The sequence below is a fragment of the Pedobacter africanus genome, assembly GCF_040548825.1.
Classification (GTDB): Bacteria; Bacteroidota; Bacteroidia; order Sphingobacteriales; family Sphingobacteriaceae; genus Pedobacter; species Pedobacter africanus_A.
The window spans coordinates 1,614,055-1,635,796 of record NZ_JBEPSL010000001.1; the positions used below are offsets into that span (position 1 = coordinate 1,614,055).

The window sequence follows — 21,742 nt, forward strand, 5'->3', positions numbered from 1 at the left end:
TTAAGGCTAAAGGTTGTTGCTTCTACCCTTTAAATATCTTTTAAACCTTATTAGGACATTCGTAGGTCTTTTTTGGGTTATTTGACCTAGAGACGACCTAGAAAGGACCTAGAAAAGACCTAGCGGGATCCTAAGTATCTTAGACGCATATAGGGCTTTTATTGGAAGATTATAACACTAAAAAAAGTCGCATTATTTTTTGTTTGCTAAAATAATTAGTATTATTGCGTCATCAATATTTAATACGATTATATAATTTTTAGCCCCAGCAAAAATGATACAGGTGAATGATATACTTTACGGAAATGTGGAACTGCCAGCAGTTTTTGCTGATCTTTTGGATACCAAGGCATTGAAGCGTTTAGCTGGTATTCATCAGAGCGGGGCAATTTTCCTGGTAAACCCCGATCTGGGCCATTCCCGTCTGGAACATTCTATTGGGGTAGCCCTGCTCATCAGGATGCTTGGAGGCACAGAACTGGAACAGATTGCCGGCCTGCTTCACGATGTGTCGCACACCGCCTTTTCCCATGTTGGCGATTATGTATTCGAAAATGGCGAAGAAAACTACCATGAACAGGTATTTACTGATGTATTGATGGATTCAGAAATACCGGATGTTTTGGTGAAACATGGCTACAGTGCAGACCAGGTACTGAATGGAGATTTTAATATACTGGAACGGCCCCTGCCCGACCTTTGTGCCGACCGGCTGGATTATACCCTGCGCGATTCGCTTCACGCACGTTTGATCAGCTGGAATAATGCCAGGCTATTTTTAAAGCACATACGTCTGCAAAACGGACAAATGGTAGTTACCGATGAAAAACAGGCCGACTGGATCAATGACGTATTTAAACAGCTAAACCAGGAAGTATTCAACGCACCTTTATACGTATATGCCAATCATCAGCTGGCTTTGATCATCCGTGACTTTTTAAAAACAGGTTTTTTAAAGGAAACAGATCTTTTTAAAGATGACACCTTTCTGCTCAATAAAATAAGAAGCTCAAGCACCGGGTATGATGCTATAAAAGCCATTAAATTACACAAAGGCTATACAGAGTTCCTGAGGAAAGGATCTGCCTTAAAGATAAAGACACGTCGCTTAAAGGCGCTTCTGGTGTAGGTAATCTCCTGTTTTTTAATTTATTACTTGTGGTCCTGATTATTTAGTAATAGATTAGTGTATAAAACACACACAAACTAACCATGAAAATATTACCTACTTTAATGCTCTCCGGCATTGGCTATTTCCTACTGTCCTTTTTTAGCAATCCTGGAACGGAGAAAAAGTACAATTCACAAGCTGATACCCCAGACCAGCGTCGGTTTGTGAAAACAAGCCTGGTGAAGGGACAGTTTACAGAACCTACAGAAATGGCTGTTCTTCCAAATCTGGATATCCTTGTAACGCAGCGTAGAGGCGAGGTAATGCTTTACAAGAACAAGACTAAAACATTGAAAGAGGCACTCAAACTGGATGTTTACTTTAAAACCAGTGTGCCCAATGTAAATGCCGAAGAAGGATTGCTGGGTATTGCCCCGGATCCTGATTTTGCAACAAACCAATATGTGTTTATATTTTACAGTCCGTTAAAAACTTCCGTAAACCGCTTGTCCCGCTTTAGGCTGGTCAACGATAAAATCAGCCCGGCATCTGAAAAAGTAGTCCTTGAGTTTTATTCTCAAAGGGAGATTTGCTGCCATACAGGAGGTTCTATTGCTTTTGGGCCGGATAAGTTACTATACGTATCTACCGGTGACAACTCTACTCCTTTTGATGTGCCTAAAAATGAATATGTAAATAAGGGTTATGCCCCTTTAGACAACAGACCTGGGCTGCATCAGTACGATGCCAGAAGATCCTCAGGTAACACCAACGATCTTAGAGGTAAGATATTAAGAATCAAAATGAAACCAGATGGTACTTACAGTATTCCTGATGGTAACTTATTCCCTGAAAATGATCCGAAAAGCAAGCCTGAGATCTATGTTATGGGCAACAGGAACCCCTACCGGATATCAGTAGATCAGCAGACAGGTTTTTTATATTGGGGTGAAGTTGGCCCTGATGCAAATGATGATAACGAACTTAGAGGGCCTCGGGGTTATGATGAAATTAACCAGGCCCGTAAAGCCGGGAATTTTGGCTGGCCATTATTTATTGGCAACAACTATGCTTACAAAGCTTATGACTATACCAACGGGCAAAACGGACCAGCCTTTAATCCTGCTGAGCCGATTAACAATTCGCCAAATAACACAGGCTTAACTACGCTGCCAGCAGCAGAACCTGCCTATATCTGGTATCCTTATGGGGTTTCAAAAGAATTTCCTGATGTAGGTTCAGGCGGGCGGACAGCTATGGCCGGACCTGTTTACCATACAAAACCTGGTATTGCACCCTATCCGGCTTATTATAACGGCAAACTGATCATTTATGAATGGATGCGAGGCTGGGTGAAGGCCGTAACCATGTCCCCGGAAGGAAATTACCTGAGTATGGAGCCTTTTCTTACAAATATATCATTGGCGGCACCTATTGACATGGAACTTGGCCCCGATGGTAAATTGTATATCCTGGAATATGGCAAAGGCTGGTTCTCTAAAAATCCGGATGCAGGAATTGCAAGGATTGACTATCTGAAAACTACTAAACTTCCTCAGTATGTCTCAAATACCAAAAAGCCAGGCACTGTGGCTGTACCAATGGGGCACCAGAGGACAACTCAGGCAGCTACAGGAAAATCATTAATGCTCAGGTCAGATTGCAGTACCTGTCATAAAGAAAATGGAACCTCTATAGGGCCGTCCTTTATAAGGGTCGCTGCCAAATACAAACAAAATAAGAATGCAGTTGCTTATCTCAGTGGTAAAATAGCGAAAGGCAGTACTGGTGTATGGGGCGAGGTTCCTATGCCTGCCCATCCGGCCATGAAAGAAGCTGAAGTAAAACAGATTGCCAGCTGGATTATGTCTTTAAAAGCAAAATAACCTCAGTCTGGCTATTTTGCTTTTTTTCCGTTCAGGTTAAATACGGCGCCAAGTGTAAATATGGAATTGCCGGCATTCATGAATTTTCTGCTGTTGATGCCAAAAGTTCCGCTGGTGGTATATTGCAGCTGAACCAATTCGCTCAGGCGCATCCTGGTAAAGAAAACCGGTTCAAAAAACACATTTCCTTCCCGTTGCTGCCCCATTGAATTGCGCATGAAGGTTTTCATGTTCACATCGCTGATGCGCAGGGCCGTGCCATAGTTCAAAGGGAAATCTTTGCCAAACAAACGCAGGTTGTTGTTCTTTTTTGAACTGTAGTTTACCTGTAAAAAGGTTTTGCTGTAGGTTACTTCCTCTATATCTGTAGCAGTTAGCATGTTATTGTCGTCAAAAGTTCTGAAAGTCCGGTCGGTTCTGCCGCCGCCATAGCCTACATAGATCTCGATAATGCGGTTATTATCCGGCCCGAAAGTATCAAACCAGCCCCCGCCAACTTCTACCAGCTTATGCCGGTAATCTTTACTTTCTCTTTCCCTGTTCATATAAGAGCCGCTAAACAATACGCCTATGTGATCGGAAACTGCATAGGCGCCGTTGATGCTGGTGTTAAACCGGGGCGAAAGGTGTACCCCTCCGCTAAACTCTCCCTTCTGGCTCAGCATAGGGGTGTTCGGAACATTGGGCATATACATAGAAGAGCAGGAACTTAGAAAGATAAGGGCAATGAGCGGCAGGAACTTATAGTTTTTGACCATAAAATAGATATACGTTGCTTTGATTACATTAACGACGGATCGGTTAATTTATGCGCAAGTTATTATTTTTTTATGGATAAGTTTACCAGTTATCTGTCCTGAATGGTGCTGCGGGTAGCCCTTCAACATTGTAAAGATTGCCTTCCGATCTGTCTTTAAAAGCATACCTTACTGCTACCGGGGTTTTAACATCATTGCTTTGTACAACCACTGTTTTGCCGCTGATGACAGCTGTTGCCGGATAAAATACTTTATCTGCCCCTGCTACCTCAAAAGAGATCAGCGGTTTATCGTATGCCGTCAATCCTGCAGGAATTTCATCAAAACTAACAATGGCTTTGGCCCCTTCAACCTTTAAAGCTTTATAAACCGGCCCCATATAGGAAACACCTTTTTTACCATAGGTTCTGGCCAGCGCCCAGTACAATAACCTTTTGGCAATGATGGTTTTATCTGGCGGGTGTATCGTAGTCTGGCTGCCGGCATCCACGCTTACCACCATTCCTGAATTCGGGATCAGACTCATCGCCCTGGCCTGGGATTCGTAGATCACTGGTACCTGGTCTTTGCCATCTTTGTAAACATTTGGGGCCAGCTGTACATAATAAAAAGGAAATTCGCCACAGCCCCATATGCTGCGCCACTCTTTTACCATAGCTTCCATTTTTTTATCATAGGTACCGGCATTGAACCTGTTGTTTTCGCCCTGGTACCATAGTGCACCCTTGATGTTAAAACCAGCTATCGGATTGATCATCGCATTAAAAAGTACAAAGGGTTCGTTTTTAATGATCTTAGCCGTATCAGCCGGGATCTTAAAATCGGTAACGCCTTCAAAGGCTTTTTTGTTCATCCATGCTTCTATCACGGTACCTCCAAAGGCCGATTGGATAATACCTACAGGTACTTTAAGGCGTTGCTGCAGCATGCGGGCAAACTGGTACCCTACTGCACTGAACTGGCCAACGGTCTCAGAATTGGTATGCTCCCATTTGGCATTCAGTTCTGTTAAAGGAGTTCTCGACATGTTTCTTTCTACCCTGAAGAGCCTTACCCCCGGTTCTTCTGCTTCTGTCAGTATATCGTTGCTGTGCAATATCGGCTGGTTGCTGTAGCCTTTAACCTGCATTTCCATATTCGATTGACCCGAGCATAACCATACCTCACCAATCAGGATATCGTCGAGCACCAGTTTTTCGCCATCGTTGAACGTGATTTTAAAAGGGCCACCAGCTTTGGGCGTCTGTACAGACAGCCTCCAGCTGCCGTCTTTAGCTGCATTGGCAGTATATGTTTTTTGGTTCCAGGAAGTAATGATTGTAAGCTTTGCACCGCTTTTTGCCTTGCCCCATAAGGCAGCATTACTTTGTTGCTGCAATACCATCCCATTGGAGATGATGGCGGGCAAAGTAACTTTTGAATAGGAATTGAAGGAAAAGAGCAATGCTGCTGCTACAGGTAATAATTTCAAAGCTTTCATTTGTTGGTTTTGGTTTATGGCTTAATAATGTACAAGATAAGAAACTCGTGTACGTAAACAAAATAGTAATTTAAAATGTCAGGTATTGTTCTTTTTTAGCTTCACGGCAAATAAAAGCCAGGTGGCCAGGAGCATAACCACTGCAGAAACCTGATAGACGATGGAAAGATCTACCTGGGCATCTTTTAATGCACCGCCCACATAAACCATTAGTCCGCCCACAATGGTGCTCAGGAAGTTAAGAAAGCCATATCCGGTTGCAATGTACCTGCTGTCTGCCACCTGTCGCAGTATGGGCATCATATTCGCGTCATTAAAGCCCCTGGCCAATCCAAAAATAAGCATGGCGATAATAGCGATACTAAAGATGCTGGTGGAGGCCATCAGGAACAGGAAGGGCGCACCCAGTGTAAATCCAATAATGAGTATATACAAGCGGCCTCTGTTGTTTTTACGTGTCCACCTGTCGGCCAGTATCCCTCCTGCTATTACACCAACAAATGAGCCGATCTGGATATAACCTGTAGCAGAAATTCCGGCTTCGCCCAGGTTAAGGTGAAAATGATCTTTAAGGAATGTGGGCAGCCAGCCGTACACCAGCCAGTTTACGATGCCCAGAACGGCAAAATAGATCAGCAGAATATAGAAAGAAGTCTCACTGAACAGTACTTTTAATGCTCCTGTTAAACTGATCTTTTCTTTGTCCTCGCTAACAGAGGCCTCTAAAGCTGTTTCAGCAGAGGCTTTATGGTCTTTCAGGACGTACAAAAGCAGCAAGGAATAAAAAATCCCTACGGCACCAAAAATGTGAAAGCCAAAACGCCAGCCCCACAATTCGGCGATGTAGCCGCCCATACCGCCCAGGGCCAGTCCGGCATAAAGACCGCTCATGTGCAGCCCGGTGGCCAGCGAGCGTGTGCGGCCTTTATGGTAATCGGTAATTAATGCCAATGCTGCCGGTATATAGCAGGCTTCACTAACCCCCATTAAAAAGCGTGCGATCAGCATTTCCTGAAATGAGGCTGCAAAGCCGGTCCACAGCGTTACGGCCGACCATACCATTACACTGAACACAATCACTTTTTTGCGGCTGTACCTATCGGCAAAGAAGCCGCCAAAAGGACTCAAAATACCGTACGACCATAGGAATACAGAAGTGAGCAGGCCAAATTGCGCATCTGATAAATGGAAATCAGCCACTATTGGGTCGCGCATAGAAGTAATTAAAATGCGGTCCAGGTAATTTAAAAAGGCAACAACCCATAGCATGGCCACAATGATCCAGGCGTAAAGTGTGCTGCTTTGTACAGAATTTTTCATGTATCTGGTTTTGATCGGATTAAGGTTTTTATTTTTTTAATGGTTTGTAAGTAAGAACCTTTGGTGTTCTTACCGCAGGCCTGACTTCACCTCCCGGAATTACAACATTCCCATTCCATACGGTCAGGCTCGTGGTAACCGGGGCTGGTGCAGGTATTTTTGTAACTACAGACCAGCTATCTGTAAAGGTATTGTAATTCAATACCTGTGTGGAGAATCCGGGATGTTTTTCTTTCAATACCGCGGCATCGGCAGCAAGTCTGCCATCATCACCGCCAAACACCAGCAGGTTTTGGTTTAGCGTAAAGGCCGGACTTGGTGCTGCGGCAACAGAAACCGGCAGATCGGCAATTTTTTTCCACCCTGTTTGCGGGTTATAGCTATAGGCATCTTTAAGGTAGTTCCTGCTGCCATTGATCAGTTCGCTGCCGCTAAACAGGTAGCAATCATTTCCCATTGCCCCGGTAACGGCAAACATGCGGCCTGCACCTGGCCAGGATTTCAATATTTTCCATTCCCTTTTTTTGGCCTGCAGGTCAAGCGACCAGAAATTCTGGCCGGCATTTCGGGCATCCGGACGCTCAATTCCGCCTGCAATATAGATGACATCCCCCGCCAGTATTCCCGAAGTATTGGCTATGGCAGTTGGTAAGGGAGGTAAATCTGTCTTTTCTATACGACCCCCATTGTATTTTAGCTGAAACACATCCGCATAATGCCCTTTTTCGTTGCTCCCACCGATGATGATCAGTGTTCCTTTCCAGCTGATGGATGCTCCGTAGCCCAATGGTTGGGGTAATTTTCCTGCCAGTTTCCAGGTACCATTCGGTTTTTCAAGTGCAAAAATATGGTCCTGCCATACTTTTTTGGAACCTGTCCAGGGTGCTCCGCCATCCGGAAAATTTGCACCGCCTGCTACCAGTAATGTGCCATTTGAAATGCCTGCAAAAGAACCAGCAAAGCCAATTTGATCGGGTATTGGACTGAACTCCGACCAGCCCGGCACCGGTTTGGTACCGGATTGGGCAAGCCCCTCCGTTAAAACTGTTGTCATAGCTAAGATTAGAAGTAAATAAATGGGTCTCATATGAGTTGGTAAGCCTGCTTAACGATATTAAAGAAATCGAGTTCCTGCAGTGCATTTTTGAAGTCACTCGATTCTTTAGCCGACAGTGGTTCAAGTGGTAAACGGCATTTGCCTAAATTAAAACCTTCCATTTCCATAATGGCACGCTGTGCGGGTATTGGTGGATATTTTACCAGCTCCCTCACCATATTCACTGCATGCAGCTGCGTAGCGGCAGCCTCAGCATTTAATCCTTCTTCGTAAAGCTTCATTACCTTCAGGTACAAAGGGGCGGCAAAGGTATAAGTACTGCCAATGGCTCCTTTAGCACCTACAGCCAGTGCTGGTAACAACATTTCATCGTAGCCAAAAAGAATGTCAAATTTTCCGTTCCGGTAATTTAAACAAGCCTGGTACTCGTGCAAGGTAGCCGCGGTATACTTAATGCCGGCCAGATTGGGGATCAGCACTTCAGCTTCTTTTAAAAAGCTGATCATATCCATGCCTACACCGGTAAGGGCAGGAATGCTGTAATAGTAGAAGGGCGTATTTGGTGCCGCCGAGGCAATCTGGGCCATGCTTTTTACCAGGTTGGCCACTGAGCTTGGCTTGAAATAAAAGGCAGCTACCGAGGAGATGGCATCCGCACCGATTTGCTCGGCATGGGCAGCAAGTTTACGGCATTCGGCAATAGAGCTGTGCCCTACGTGCACCAATACAAGGATTCTTTTATCAGCAGCTTTCACATAGGCCTCAGCAATGGCCATCCGTTCTTCGATAGTCAGATTTGGGCCTTCTCCGTTGGTGCCGCAAATAAATACGCCCGACAAGCCATCATTCACCATTTTATCTACAATGGATGGAATGAGCGCTAAATTTATAGTTCCATCTTCACGATAAGCAGCAAATGTTGCTGCTATTAGCCCGGTTATCTTATTCATATATCAATTGTTTTTTAGTAGTTGTTTTGTTTCATTTTAAAGCAGTTCATCCAGCTGGATGGCCTGAAATACCAGGTCGGCCTGACTGCTTTCATATAATATACCTATGGTGTTGTTGTCTATACTCGTTAAACAGGAATAGCCCCTGCTTTTTTCTTCATCCAGCAGTATCTTTTTATCGGACCAGGTTTTGCCGTCATCAAAGCTGATTTTAATGCTGAGGTTTTTGCGTATCGTTTTTGAATCAGGATTGGAAAACAGCAGAACCGATCTTTTCTTCCCTTTGTACTCAAAATCATGACGGATGATGCTGGCCATACAGGTAGGTTCCTGCAAGGCATTGTGCGAGCTTGAATGTAGATCCCAGTCCTTTCCAAGGTTCCGGGTAATGGCCACTGCCCTTCCGTTGGTGCTGCTGGTGTCGGTAGTGTTTTTATTGGAACGCATGTTTAACATCAATGTGCCGTCAGTAAGTTCTACGGCCATATTTTCCGTTGTGGATTCAGCAACTGCGGCTTTGCTTGTTTTCCAGGTCTTGCCGCCATCCTTACTATAGGTAATGTTGGAAAAAGCTTCTCCTTTTGCGTTTCTGCCCTGGGTTGGAAATACGATTGTTCCGTCTTTAAGCGTAATGCCCTGACCCGGAGCGGGTGCCCATAACCACCAGTCTTCCTGCTTGCACATTTTGGTCAGGTTTACCGGCTTGGCCCATGTTTTACCATTGTCGGTGCTTTTTACCACCAGGAACTGTGCGGTTTGTTTCACGTCAAAACCTGGTTGCGAACCTTTGGTTTTCCACTGGTGGTTCCAGTCTTTACTGCCTTCATTCAGGCCTTCAATCCATTTGCCCTGATCGTTGATTACCCCATACATCCAGAGGCCTGCGATAAATATATGACCGGTCTTTTTGTCGACCAGGATGTTGGCATCAGAAACGCCGTTAAATTTTTCGGGTAAATTGCCCCAGGTACCCATATCCAATACAATTTGCATGGGCAGCCAGGTTTTGCCTTTATCTGTGCTTCTGGACAAGCCTATGTCTATGTTTCCCTGCAGGTCCCTTCCGCTGTCGTAGCGAGCATCATAAACACCCAGCAAAGTACCATCGTTGGCGGTAGCCAGTCCGGGAATCCTGTAGGTGTGCACTCCGTCCTGACCGTGTTGCCTAAGCGCAACACCCAGACGGCTTGCGTAATTATCAGGGATTATTTTCAGACTGCCCTTGTTTAACGTTGCACTACTGGCATTGATATTCAAAAATGTGCTCATATCGGCATCCGGATTTAAAGTCAGCGTTATCCAGAGGTAGCTGCTTCCTTTTTTTAGCGGCAGGTTCCCATTTAGAATGGTTTTTTCCCTGATCGGGGCTTTTGCTTCGGCAAAAAGCACTCCCCTTTCCGACCTTTCTGTTTTCAGCAATGCTGAATCCGGCCCCAATGCAAAAATTTTCAGGCTTTGAATGGCTGAAAGCGGAAGTGTGCCTGTGGTGAGGAGCTCAATTTGCTGCAGTGTGGCAGCATCCTTGAGTTGAACTTTCAGGCGTATTACAGGATTGTTTTCCTTGCCCTTAAGTACCGGGATCTTATATTTTTTCTGCAGTACCTGATCTTTTGTTACCGCTGATACAGCAGCAACAGGGCGTGCCGCCTGCCAGCCCTCATTGAGCTGTTCTCCCAGTTGTTTTACCAGGCCGGCATTGGATGGCAGATCAGCAATATTTTTGAACTCATCGGGGTCGTGCTGGCGGTCGTAAAGTTCCTTTGCCTTTACTGCCCCCGTTTTAAAATCGTGCCATTCCACATAGCGGTATCTTTTTGTTCTCATGGTATAGCCCATCAGCTCTGGCATTCCTTTATACAACCATGGCCTTGGAAATTGACTGAATGCTGCTGTTTTCCAGGGTTGATTGGGCTGATCCAATAAAGGTGATAATGCAGTCCCTTCCAGGCCAGCCGGGATTCCCAGACCGCCAAGTTCAGTCAGTGTGGGGTATAAATCCACCAGTTCAACCAAAGCATCAGATCTTACACCGTGTTTCTTTCCCGGAACTGAAATGATTAAAGGCACCCTGGTGTCCCATTCATAATTGGTTGATTTTGCCCAGAGGCCTTTTTCTCCGAGATGGAAACCATGATCACTCCACAATACAATAATGGTATTTTTTGTCAGGTTTAAACGATCCAGTTCGGCCAGAACTTTACCAATCTGGGCATCCGTATAACTGATTGCCGCATAATAAGCATGTAGCAATTCCCGTGTTTTAGGATCAGTAATCGGACGATCAGTGCCAATGTCGGTATATCCCCTGAGTTCCTCATTTTTATGGGCCGCATATGGAGGTATATTTTTCGGAAGGCCTTTCTGTGCGGGCGGGATAATTTCTTCTGGATTGTACATGTTCCAGTATTTCTTTGGGGCGCTGAAGGGCAAATGCGGCCTGCGGAATCCTACGGCCAAAAAGAAGGGTTTGTCTTTAATGTTCCTTAACACTTCTGTGGCCTGCTCGGCTACCTGTCCGTCAACATAGGCATTGTCAGGTACATCTGCTTTTTCTGTAGATGCAGCTTTAGCCGATTTTGTACGGAGATTTTCAGGCAGCACATATTTACCTTCCTTTTTGGTTACCGCAAGTATCTCCGGTACAGACCAGGAAAGTGCATCCTGCGCAGCTGCCGGGTCATGGTAAATCTTGCCAATGCTCTGGGTATGGTATCCGTTGTTTTTAAAATACTGGGGTAAGGTAATGACATCCGGAATGGTATTGCGGAATTGTGTTTTCAGGTCCCATACCTTGGTAGCATCTGGCCTTCTTCCGGTCATTATAGAAGTCCGGGAAGGCGAACATACGGCCTGTTGGCAATAGGCCTGGTTAAATAAAACACCTGATTTTGCCAGTTTATCTATATTTGGGCTTTTCACGATTTTGTTCCCGTAGCATCCCAGCTCCGGACGCAAATCGTCTACCGCAATAAAAAGAACATTGGGTTTTTGCTGTTTGCTGCCCTGCCCCCGGCTTACACCTGAACTGGCAATTGTCAGCAGCGCAACAGCAATGGCTAAAATATATCTCTGATCTTTCATATTTGTTTTATAATGAATTATTTGAACTACATCAGTTTCACAGGGCCTATAAGTCCAACACCATACAATGGCTGTGGTTTTATATGGGTCCACTCCCGGGCTACAGGATTATCTTTTAGTGACTTCAGATAGTTTCCAAGTACAGTAGTAATTTTTATTTTTATGGTGTTTTCACCTTTTTTTAAAGTTCCGTTTAAATTATAACGGTGTTTTCCATACCATTTGAAACCCAGCAAATGGCCATTTACTTCCAGTTCTGAGAGGCCATGTACCGTTCCAAGATCAAACAAACTGTAATTTTCAGGGTTTTCAACACTGATTTTTTTCTCATAAAAAATAACCCCACCGAAGGATTGCAGTTCCGCGTCGTCTTTAAAATCGATCAGTTTTTTAAAAGTTGTTTTAACTGGCTTATCCTGTACTTTTTCCAGTTTTACCTCCCACGGACCTGTTACCGTATAAGGTGTTTTAGCTGTAGTTTTCGGAAGCCGGTATAAGTCGCCTTTATTATCGTCCGTAAAAACAATCAACATGGATTGAGCCGGTTCAAGATTAATTTTGAGCTTGTTCTTGGCACCCTGGTCAGGGTACAGATACCTCTTTCCGGTTTCCGGGTCCCACAGCCATGCCGTTTTCTTCTCCGTATTAAAAGTGGCCGTAAATTGATGTTCCTTTTCCAGGTGGTAGTTACAAATGAAGAAAATATCTGCAGCCTTGCTTTTGTAGTGCACCTGGCTTACGTGTGATATAGGTTTATCAAACTGTACAAAAGGTGTAATGTTGTATTTTGATTGTAACTGCGTATACCAATCTATGATTTTTTCTTCAGGGGCGGGAAAGAAACTGATATTGCTGGGGAAAGCCTTTTTCAGGAGCTGAATTCCGGTATGTACCATTTGGTCCCGCTCCCTGGCTTTTTGTTTTCCAAAAGACCTGACCGGCTCTTTGCCGATAAAGATGACCTGTCCGCCTGCAGCTGCAAATTTTCTTAGCAGTTCCGCAGTACCGGTGGCAATGGATTCCATTTCAACCATAAATAATACTTTGTAGCTGCGTGTATGGTAATGCAGCCTGCCTTTGGAGAAACTGCATTTTTGAAGGATGTTTTCGTTAATATAGTCACATCCACCACCATTCTGATGTACAGCCTCCCAGATGTTGTTGGCATAAGCAGGATAAACGATTTGCGGAACCTGCTGGTACTGAAGCCCTGCCTCCGACCACATATCGGCCATAGGGAACATGATTGCGATATCGGACTGCATTTCGGACTGCTGGAAAACTGCCGATAGCCTGGCTTTGTAGTCGATCCATGTCTTCAGATAGGGCCACCAGGTATTTTTTTCGCTGAAAAAGGTGCCGTAGCGTACCCATCCCGGAAAAGAAGCTTCAGGCGGACTGTAATTGAAACCATGCAGGACGGAATGGGTAACTCCCGAAAGGTTGCTCTGATCGCCGGCAATCTTTATCCTTTCCAGGCTTTCATTAAAAACCATATCTGTATTGGTGATTTCTTCACAACTGATCACATGTTTTCCGGTAAGCCTTGCTGCCGAGGAGACAAATTTATTAACCGGCCGGTATGCCCTGCCGGTTCTAAAGGTATTTTCCGGCAGGGCAGTGCCTATGTCACTACGTATCCAGGTTTCACATTCGGGAATATCCGGCAGCATGGCCGATTCTAAAGTGTAATATTCCCTGCCGTATGCCTGAACTCTTGATCTAACATTGTTTTTCCGGCACCAATCTATAAAGGTCTGTAAAAACCTTTCATTAAAGAGCTCAAGCCTGGTAGTTTCGAAGTCGTACCTTACCCGGTTAATTTCATCCTGTGCAGCTGCTGAAAGTGCTATGATATTTTCGGTTACCTGTGAACCGGTATGGCCCAGTTTCCGGCTTAATCTGGATAAGACAAAAGGCAGGTAAGGTTCAAGCGCATACCCTCTTCGCTGTTTAAACTGATCGGGCATATCCTCGCACCAGTTCGAGCCGCGAAGTTCCATACTGTCTATAAATAAGGACCGGAAATGATCGCCCATATTTCCAATTTCAGCTGTAATGGCATCAGACATTCGCTCCAGGTAATGGCTAACTGCAGCTTTATTGTAATGGTTTAGAACGGGGCCAGAAGCTCCCGGCACTCCAAGGGTTACCGCTGCATAACCGGTTAGCTTCACCATAATGTAAAGTACATGATCGCCCTGAGGCACGTTTATAACGATTTCCTCATTCTTTATTTGCGAATTGAGATCTATTCCCGGGTTGAAGGTATTGAGCCGGTCTGCCGAAAGCCTTAGCCCAAAAAGTTCCATTGAACCGCTTTTCCGTTTTAACAGGAAATCTGTTTCAGCAAGCAGCTCCTGTCTTTTTAAGCGAATCTGCTGCCCGCCTTTCAGGCGTTTTGCACCGAGCGCCATTAATTGTATCTGTTCGTCCTTTTTGAGGAATTCACCACCAAAGGGCCAGCCCGAACCTACAATAATATCACAGGTCAAACCACGTTCCCTGGCTGCATTTAATGTAGCCTTCAGAACACTTAGCCATTCTTTGCTCAGCCAGCTCAGGGCTTTGTAATTCAAAGGCTCGGCCCCTTTGGGAAATGCTACAGCATTGATCTCTATGCCTGAGATCCCCTTTTCTTTGATCAGGTCAAGTTCACGGATAAGCTCTTTTTCTACCACTCTCCCTCCGTTCCACCACCAGCGTATAAAGGGCCTTGCTGCGGCAGATGGATTTTGAAAATGTTCAAATAGATCTGCTGCGGATTCAGTATGTGCTTCAGTTGCATTCCCCTTTGCGGTAGAGAAAGGAAAGCCATAAACCAATGGTGTTAATGCCCCGATTCTGACGAAATTTCTTCTGGATATCTTCATGTCTTAGTTGCCTGATTCCTTTTTTATAACTACTTGCATTACCAATTGTCTGTCCTGAAGGGAGCCGCAGGTAGTCCTTCAACATTAAATAAATCTCCTGTGACCCAATCTTTGAAAGCATAGCGCACCGCAACCGGTGTTTTTACGTTTTCACTTTTCAGTACAACTGTTGCGCCTTTAATTGCTGCTGTTGCCGGGTGAAAGACCTTGTCTTCCCCTGCAATTTCGAAAGCCTGCAGTTTTTTTCCGGAGGAACTGAGGCCATGTTCTGCATGGGAAAAAGAGATCTGTACCGCATCTCCGGTAATTGTATGCGATTGGTATGCGGGACTGGCATAGGCCAGTTTGTGCATGCCATAGTTATTGGCCAGGGCCCATGAAGCCAGCCGCTGTGCTATCGTTGTTTTGTCGGGCGCATGAATGAAATTTTCCTTTCCGACATCCAGGCTAACCACCATTCCGCAGTTGGGAATTGAGGTTGATGCTTTGAATTGTGCTTCCCTTAAAAAGGCTGAGTTGTTGGCGCCGTCGTATTTGAACGGGGCAATCTGAACATAGTAAAACGGCCATTCGCCAATATTCCAGGCTTTGCGCCAGCCTTTTACCATCTGCTGCATCAGCTGCGCATACTCCGGAGCGTTTGAGCGGTTTGCTTCGCCCTGATACCAGATCACTCCTTTAATGCCATAACCAGCTATAGGATTGATCATAGCATTGTACAAAACTGTTGGGCTGTTGTGTGTTATTTTGGTTGTTGGCCGTGCTATGCTTTCCGGATCGGTCCAGGCTTCAATCCTGGTTCCTCCCCATGCTGTCATGATGATGCCGACTGGAACTTTAAGTTTTTCCTGCAATAGTTTTGCATAGATATACCCGACTGCACTGAACTCGGCAACACTTTCCGGGGTTGCTGCCGTCCAGGGGCTAACCTCACAGCTAAACTCCGGGCTGACCGCATATTGCCTCTGGATTTGCATCAAACGGATCTCCGGGTTTTCAGCCTGTTGCAAAAGCATTTCGGAGCCAGCTACAGGCTGGTTTTTAAACCCCTTAACAGGCATTGACATATTGGACTGACCAGAGCACACCCATACCTCTCCGATCAGTATGTTCTTCAGTACCAATACCTCTCCATCATGAAAACTAATGGTGTAGGGACCTCCTGCGGCCGGGGTACTTATTTTTATACGCCAGCTGCTGTCGCCTTGCGCAATTACCGAATAGGCTTTTTTGTTCCAGGACGTTTCAATGGTAATTTTAGTGCCCGGTGTGGCCTTGCCCCAAAGTGCTGTATTGCTTTTTTGCTGCAATACCATGTTGTCGGCTATAACAGGCGGAAGAATCATTTTCGCATGGGTAAGCATGGGTATGAGCACCATCAGAACAACAATATAGGTTTTTATGCATTTCATTACTTTATCTTTAGTATTTAATATATTTTTCGAAGTTGTATCCCATTCAGAATCGTTTCCCCTTTAATGGGAGTAAACAGCACTATAATACCTTTACCGTCCTTAACATCTAAAAAAAGCCGGGTGCTGTAAGCAGTTTCAGGTACCAGGTAATTGCCGCTGCCCAGCTGGTCTATCATTTTAATTCCATTGACCGATACATCGAACATCCGTTCTGCCTGCTTCTCGGCCCTGGCCTCTTTATTGTCCAGATTGTAAACCAGGGCTTCCCGCTTCTGGTCTGAAATCAGTTCCGCAAAATGCAGGCTAAGCTCATAACGCCCATCGGGTACATCAAAACGGAATTCTTTTATTCCTGTACGCTGTGTTTCATAAACAGGGTCGTAATCGGTTCCCAGAATGTTTTTGTCTGAACCGTAAGGATGCCGTGAGCTGTTTGGTATACGGTAAACCTCGCCTCCAATATAACCCCAGGACCCTGTCTGGTATTCCTTTTCAGGAAGCCATACCTGATGCGCATTTTCATCTATAAAGTAACGGTTGTCGCCCAGGCTCACATTGAGTTCGGAAAAGGGAAGTGTTTTCGATTTCAAACTCATTGGCAGAAGCAGAAAATCGATCTCTGCAGCATCTTTTATAGTACTGCCCGATGACTGCACAGCGGCCTCCAGAAGGTTCAGTCCGTTCGCAAACGGTACATCAAAAGCTGCGATGCCGTTCGTCGGACTTACTGTGCCAATTACCCTGCCATTCCGGCTCAGGGTCACTTCTGATTGCTGATTTGTATATACTTCAACCTGCTGCCGGCAGCTCAATTCCTGATCACTTTCAGCAGTACCGCTTCGTAACTTCCAGTTTCGAGAGCCAATCCGTATAAATGGCTGCTTTAGCAAATACGACTGATAAAAAAAGTAAACATCTTTGGGCTTACGGTAAATATCGAGCAGGCCCTTGTTGTTGATGTGCGGCATGGCTTCCTCCCGGGTTTCGGAATTAAAATCAGCAAGATTCCAGGCAATGCCCCCGCTTACATAGGCCCTTGATGCGATGGCCTTGATGTATTCTTTGTGAAAATAAGTTTCATATTCCTGCGATTTGTCGAAACGTACAGGCGATAAACTTCGGATACGCGGGTCGCCGTCAGCACCGTACTCTGTAATCAGTATCGGTGTTTGCGGGAATTCACGGTGATGCCGGTCTATATGCTCACCAAATTTTTCTATGCCCGCGGTATACCAGCCATTATACAGGTTCCAGCCTACCACCTGCGGCACCTGGAGCAGGCCTATGCGTTTAAAAAGCTCATAATTGCTGCTGAACACCAGCATGGTATAACGGTATGGATCTTCCTTCTGCAGCAGGCTGTCAATAGAGCGGGCAAGCTTTACAACGTTTTGATAATAAACTTCCTGTCGTTTTGGCTGGCCTTTAAATGGAGCCTTTAACAAAACTTCATTCATATAAGTCCACATGATCACCGAGGGGTGGTTGTAATTTTGCCGTACCATTTCTACCTGCATTTCTTTACTGTTGCGGTAAAAAGCATCCGACTCGGTAATGGTATTTACTATGGGCACCTCTACACAGGCCAGCAGTCCCAGGCGGTCGCAAGCCTCCAGAATTGCCGGATCCTGGGGGTAATGGGCCACTCTCAGGAAGTTTGCGCCCATTTCCTTCAACAGCCTCAGGTCTTTTACATGCAGCGCATCCGGAAGGGCATTGCCCATCAGCATATTGTCCTGGTGCCGGCTGGTGCCCCAGATCTTATAAGGTTTGCCGTTAAGAAAGAACCCTTTGTCGGCAGTGAACTGATACCAGCGGAAACCCAGCGGATTGACCAGTTCATCAAGTACCTTTTTTGTTTTGCCATCGCGGATTGTAGAGACCACGCGATACAGATAAGGGTTTTCTGGTGTCCATAGCTTTGGATTGGCAATCTGCGGGAACTCAGCCGTTATAGGCGTAATGCCGGTTTTCAGCTTTAATAACTGTTCATTTTTTGCAATTTGTTTTCCATCCCGGTCAAGAAGAACATGAGTTATGCTAACCGGGGTGCTTCCTGCATTAATTCCGGCTATATCACCGTGGATCAGGACGCTGGCTGAATTGGCCGTAACAGCAGGTGTTGCAATGTATAAAGATCTTGCAGCCCGGTCATCTGCCCGGAAATGTATTTTTTCATAGACATTCAGCCTCACGTCGCGGTAAATGCCTCCGAAAAACGTAAAGTCGGCCGTTAGTGTCGGGATGTCAGGATCAAAGCTGTTGTCAACCTGCACCGCAAGTGCTACTGTGATCCCGGCAGGATTGAACTGCAAAAGGTCGTTCAGCCGTACGTTGAAACCATTGTAACCACCTGTATGCTGCGTAACTTTCTTACCGTTAAGAAATATCGTTGCAACCTGGTTTGCTCCTTCAAAATGCAGGTAGATGACCTTTTGCGACCAGGAGCCGGGAATGTAAATTGTTTTTTTGTACCATGTTTTTCCGCGGTAATAGCCAGGGTCATCATCCATTACATCATGGGTATTGAAACTATGCGGCAGCGAAATTTTCTCCCATTTTACTTTTTCATTTGCCGCGGTATCGCCTTTAAAAAACAGCCAGTTTGAGTTAATCGTCTGGCTGATCTGTTGTGCTTTGCTTATGGGCATATTAGCGGCCATTAAAAAGCAGAGTAAGGTTATTATTTGTAGGGGATTTTTAGGTAAGAAATACATGCCTGCCTATTTTTTTTGCTGTAAAATGATCATCTGTGCTGCAAAACGTTTGCCCAGTTCGCTGGCAGATGCCGCATCGAAATGCGTGTTATCGCCTTTATGAATCAGGCCCTCTGAACTGGCAACAGCAGTATTTTTTACTTTCTGTGGCAGTTGCTTCAATTGCGCATTTATGGTTTGATAGCTTTCGCGGTACCGCCCAAGCTCGCCTGCAACAAAGGGCAGGTTATTATCTCCGGCACTTTTGCGCAAACGGCCTATAAGGGCTTCGAGTTTTTCCAGATAGCCTGCTGATCTTTCGGGTTTACTATTGGCCTCTCCCTGGTGCCAGATGATGCCTTTTATTACACCGCTTTTCATGGCCAGTTGCAGTCGTGCAATTGCATCGTCGTAAGGGTGTTTCTTTGTAACCGGATCAATAGCACCGGGTTCCCATGATTCGATAGCGGTACCACCAACAGCACATGGAATCAATCCAATGCGTACTTTGGGGTTGGCTTTAGCCATTTCAATACCAAAGCTAAGCCCAGGGCCAACCCCGGCCCTTTTCGGTTTATCAAAATGGAGCGGATGCGAAGCTTCCACCCAATTGCCATCCTTGTTCAACATCATCACACCAGGCCTGGAAAGGTTACGGTATTCGGTTGTAATTTCTCCGCGGCCCGCCATATTCGATTGCCCAACCAGCAGGTAAAGCTGAAAGTTGGGATCTGGTTGTTCTGGTTTAGAAAATGAGGCAAGTATGAGTGTGATTAATATTAAGGGCAGATTTATGCGAATGGTGCTAAGTAAATTCATTGTGTATTTTAATAGTGGTGATGTATGTAAGATTGTAAGTAAGTATTGATATCTGCTAAGGTTCAGGTTGACCATTCAGCAGCCATGTCAAATTGAATTTCTGAAATTCGATGGACCAATGGCTATTGAATGTGCCGGTAGGTGTTTCTTTTTGCTCTACCAGGGCACCAACCGCATAGTCGGCCGTCTTGGTCATGCTAGAATACCCACCTTTTCCTTGTGCTGCCGCTTCTTCCGGGGTTATTGTATTGTGCAGCCTCCGGTTTGCATACCAGGTTTGCCCTTCATTATAACTAATCCGGGCCATCATGTGATAACGGGTAAGCTCACTTGCCGAATTTAAGAAAATGATGCGTGAGCGGTCGCCTGCATATCGTAGTATTGAACCTTCACAGCGGGGATCAGGCAGTGCGGAAGCCGGAGTAAAAGCAGAAAACCCGTTTTCAATTGTTCCTGTCGAAATATGCCTTCTTTTAGCTTCTTCCCATGGGGTCCCGCCTGGCCGGTCGTTACGCATAAGTGTACCATCTGCACGTTCCACAATTGTACCTTCGTCCGTTCCTGCAGGGATGATCTGGTACTGCCATGTTAATCCGTGGTCATCACTGTAAATATTTCGTCTTCGGGCGGGGATAATCAGTCGCCCTGGATTGGGCCCTCCGGTAGTTTGTATGCCCACACCAGGCCCTATTGCATCATAGGACATGGTAGGAGGCAATAGTGTGCTTGTTTTATCGACAGGAGTTGCCCACGTGGCGCCATTATTATCACTCCATGTCACCCTCACGCGCCTTTGGCCCCAGGTGTCGATTGGATCGGTATCGCCCGTGCCGTTTTCGCTAAGACTGGCATCGTTCCAGGTCATGAAAAGCCATATCCGACCAGTATCCCAATCTACAACTGATGTGGGGTGTCCCCATGTACCAAGGGTAGATCCAGCTATGGTTTGGAGTGCCAGCCATGTTGCGCCGTTGTCCGTGGATCTTCTACAGACTACATTGATGTTTCCAAAATCATTGTCAGTATCTGCTCTTCCTTCGCAAAAGGCAATAAGCGTACCATTGGTTGTCCGCACGATAGAGGGAATGCGGTAAGCATGGTAGCCTCCGGTTCCCCCGTCAAATAGCTTAATGCTGGTATGCACGGCAGCACCCGTCCCCATCAAACTTGCATTTTCCGTTTTCTGTTCGTCAATATCGAGACTTTCCGGCATATCCGTTGCCTGACGGCATGAGAATATCGAAGTGAGGGTTAAAACAAACCCAAGGGTGGTCATCGCCAGCCGTGTTAAATTCAAATTCTTTTTCATAAAATATGTGGTTAGAAGGGTGCGACATTGCACCCTCAGGGAACTGTGACTTCGATTTCGCGAACTACACTGGTCTGGCCCTCATAATTGGCATTAGATGCAACAAAGGCAACCTTATAGGTTCCGGGATTTGAATAATTAAATGAATAACTGCCCAGGCGGGGATTTATGGTGCTTTTGATGGCGATAGGCCGGTCTGGCCCCATATCTGTTTTGTCGATCTGGAATGCTTTACTTACAGCCCATGATTCCGTTTGAATGTTGGTATTCATGTGGTTTCCATTGAAACGGATGGCACCAGAGCTTTCAATGACTGCTCCCCTGTTCGCGTCAACAATGGTTCCGTAATTGACGAGTTTCCAGTCGGCCGTGGTCAATGTTGCCAGGGTGGCAGTGCCCAGGTCTGTTTGCGACTGCATGGAAAAGGCCCGGATACGCCAGGTAGAGTTGACCCCATTTGTGCTTTGCGGTTTACAAATGTATCTAAAAGCAAAGTAAAGAGGTTTCCCGTCTGCAAGCAGGTCTGCAATATTTACCGTTCCCGAAGGCAGTGATGCAGAAGCATCTCTTACATTCAGGATGTAGCGGCTGGTGATATCGGTCCAGCTTGCAGCATGAATGCTGTTAATGTCGTAAGTTCCGTTAAAATCCGAGGAAGCCATTACGGTAAGCTGGTTATCCTGGGTGCCGTTGTTGAGCGTGGTAGAAAATGACGAAAGCAGGGCTTTTACATCAAGAATGCGGCCTTCCCGGTAAGCATAATCGTTACCAAGAATTCCCGGGTAAAAAGAAACAACGGCGGCGTCGCCGGAGAAGTCGAAAGTGACCTGTTTGACCTCATTGCCCAGGGTGTCGAGTGTTATTATAAGTTTATAGCCGGTAACGTTAAAATCCGGTTCGCTGATGGCTGCTTCTTTTTTGCAGGAAACAAAGATGCCCAGGCATAAAACGAGTGTGATATATTTAAGTTTCATCTTAATTCGTATT

General features: G+C 45.6%; 14 protein-coding genes. 2 read left to right on the plus strand and 12 right to left on the minus strand.

Going from position 1 to position 21,742, the window contains the following annotated elements; all coding sequences use genetic code 11:
• The first annotated feature begins 274 nt into the window (after positions 1-274).
• Both ABIE26_RS06620 and ABIE26_RS06625 read left to right on the plus strand, forming a co-directional pair.
• Entirely contained in the window at positions 275-1,129 is an 855-nt protein-coding gene (locus ABIE26_RS06620) for an HD domain-containing protein (protein ID WP_310138703.1), read from the plus strand.
• Positions 1,130-1,212: 83 nt separating this feature from the next.
• Entirely contained in the window at positions 1,213-2,997 is a 1,785-nt protein-coding gene (locus ABIE26_RS06625; RefSeq protein WP_310138702.1) for a PQQ-dependent sugar dehydrogenase, read from the plus strand.
• Between the two features lie 11 nt (positions 2,998-3,008).
• On the opposite strand, the gene ABIE26_RS06630 is transcribed toward ABIE26_RS06625, so the two are convergent.
• From ABIE26_RS06630 to ABIE26_RS06685, 12 genes are all read right to left on the minus strand, one after another.
• Positions 3,009-3,755 carry a hypothetical protein gene (locus tag ABIE26_RS06630; RefSeq protein WP_310138699.1) on the minus strand — a complete coding sequence of 249 codons (747 nt, stop codon included), beginning with the start codon at positions 3,753-3,755 and terminating at the stop codon, positions 3,009-3,011.
• Positions 3,756-3,837: 82 nt separating this feature from the next.
• Positions 3,838-5,235 (minus strand): sialate O-acetylesterase, encoded by a 1,398-nt coding sequence (locus ABIE26_RS06635; RefSeq protein ID WP_310138698.1) that lies wholly within the window; start codon positions 5,233-5,235, stop codon positions 3,838-3,840.
• Between the two features lie 78 nt (positions 5,236-5,313).
• Positions 5,314-6,555, minus strand: a complete 1,242-nt coding sequence (locus ABIE26_RS06640; RefSeq protein WP_310138696.1) for an MFS transporter — start codon at positions 6,553-6,555, stop codon at positions 5,314-5,316.
• A 28-nt stretch (positions 6,556-6,583) separates the two neighbouring features.
• On the minus strand, positions 6,584-7,609 hold the full coding sequence (locus tag ABIE26_RS06645; RefSeq protein ID WP_310138694.1) for a galactose oxidase: 1,026 nt from the start codon (positions 7,607-7,609) through the stop codon (positions 6,584-6,586).
• 29 nt (positions 7,610-7,638) lie between these two features.
• Positions 7,639-8,562, minus strand: coding sequence for a dihydrodipicolinate synthase family protein (locus ABIE26_RS06650; protein ID WP_310138692.1), 924 nt, complete (start codon positions 8,560-8,562; stop codon positions 7,639-7,641).
• A gap of 36 nt (positions 8,563-8,598) precedes the next feature.
• On the minus strand, positions 8,599-11,643 hold the full coding sequence (locus ABIE26_RS06655; protein ID WP_310138691.1) for a sulfatase-like hydrolase/transferase: 3,045 nt from the start codon (positions 11,641-11,643) through the stop codon (positions 8,599-8,601).
• A 26-nt stretch (positions 11,644-11,669) separates the two neighbouring features.
• The gene (locus ABIE26_RS06660) at positions 11,670-14,516 is read right to left on the minus strand and encodes a glycosyl hydrolase (protein WP_310138689.1); all 2,847 of its coding nucleotides are present in this window, start codon (positions 14,514-14,516) and stop codon (positions 11,670-11,672) included.
• A 38-nt stretch (positions 14,517-14,554) separates the two neighbouring features.
• The gene (locus tag ABIE26_RS06665; protein ID WP_310138688.1) at positions 14,555-15,928 is read right to left on the minus strand and encodes a sialate O-acetylesterase; all 1,374 of its coding nucleotides are present in this window, start codon (positions 15,926-15,928) and stop codon (positions 14,555-14,557) included.
• 17 nt (positions 15,929-15,945) lie between these two features.
• Complete coding sequence (locus ABIE26_RS06670) at positions 15,946-18,582, minus strand: glycoside hydrolase family 2 TIM barrel-domain containing protein (RefSeq protein ID WP_310138685.1); 2,637 nt, start codon at positions 18,580-18,582, stop codon at positions 15,946-15,948.
• A 72-nt stretch (positions 18,583-18,654) separates the two neighbouring features.
• Positions 18,655-19,446: a sialate O-acetylesterase gene (locus ABIE26_RS06675; RefSeq protein WP_310138683.1), complete on the minus strand. Its 792-nt coding sequence runs from the start codon at positions 19,444-19,446 to the stop codon at positions 18,655-18,657.
• A 55-nt stretch (positions 19,447-19,501) separates the two neighbouring features.
• Positions 19,502-20,755: a sialidase family protein gene (locus ABIE26_RS06680; protein ID WP_310138681.1), complete on the minus strand. Its 1,254-nt coding sequence runs from the start codon at positions 20,753-20,755 to the stop codon at positions 19,502-19,504.
• Positions 20,756-20,790: 35 nt separating this feature from the next.
• Positions 20,791-21,729 carry a DUF5017 domain-containing protein gene (locus ABIE26_RS06685; RefSeq protein WP_310138679.1) on the minus strand — a complete coding sequence of 313 codons (939 nt, stop codon included), beginning with the start codon at positions 21,727-21,729 and terminating at the stop codon, positions 20,791-20,793.
• Positions 21,730-21,742 lie beyond the last annotated feature (13 nt).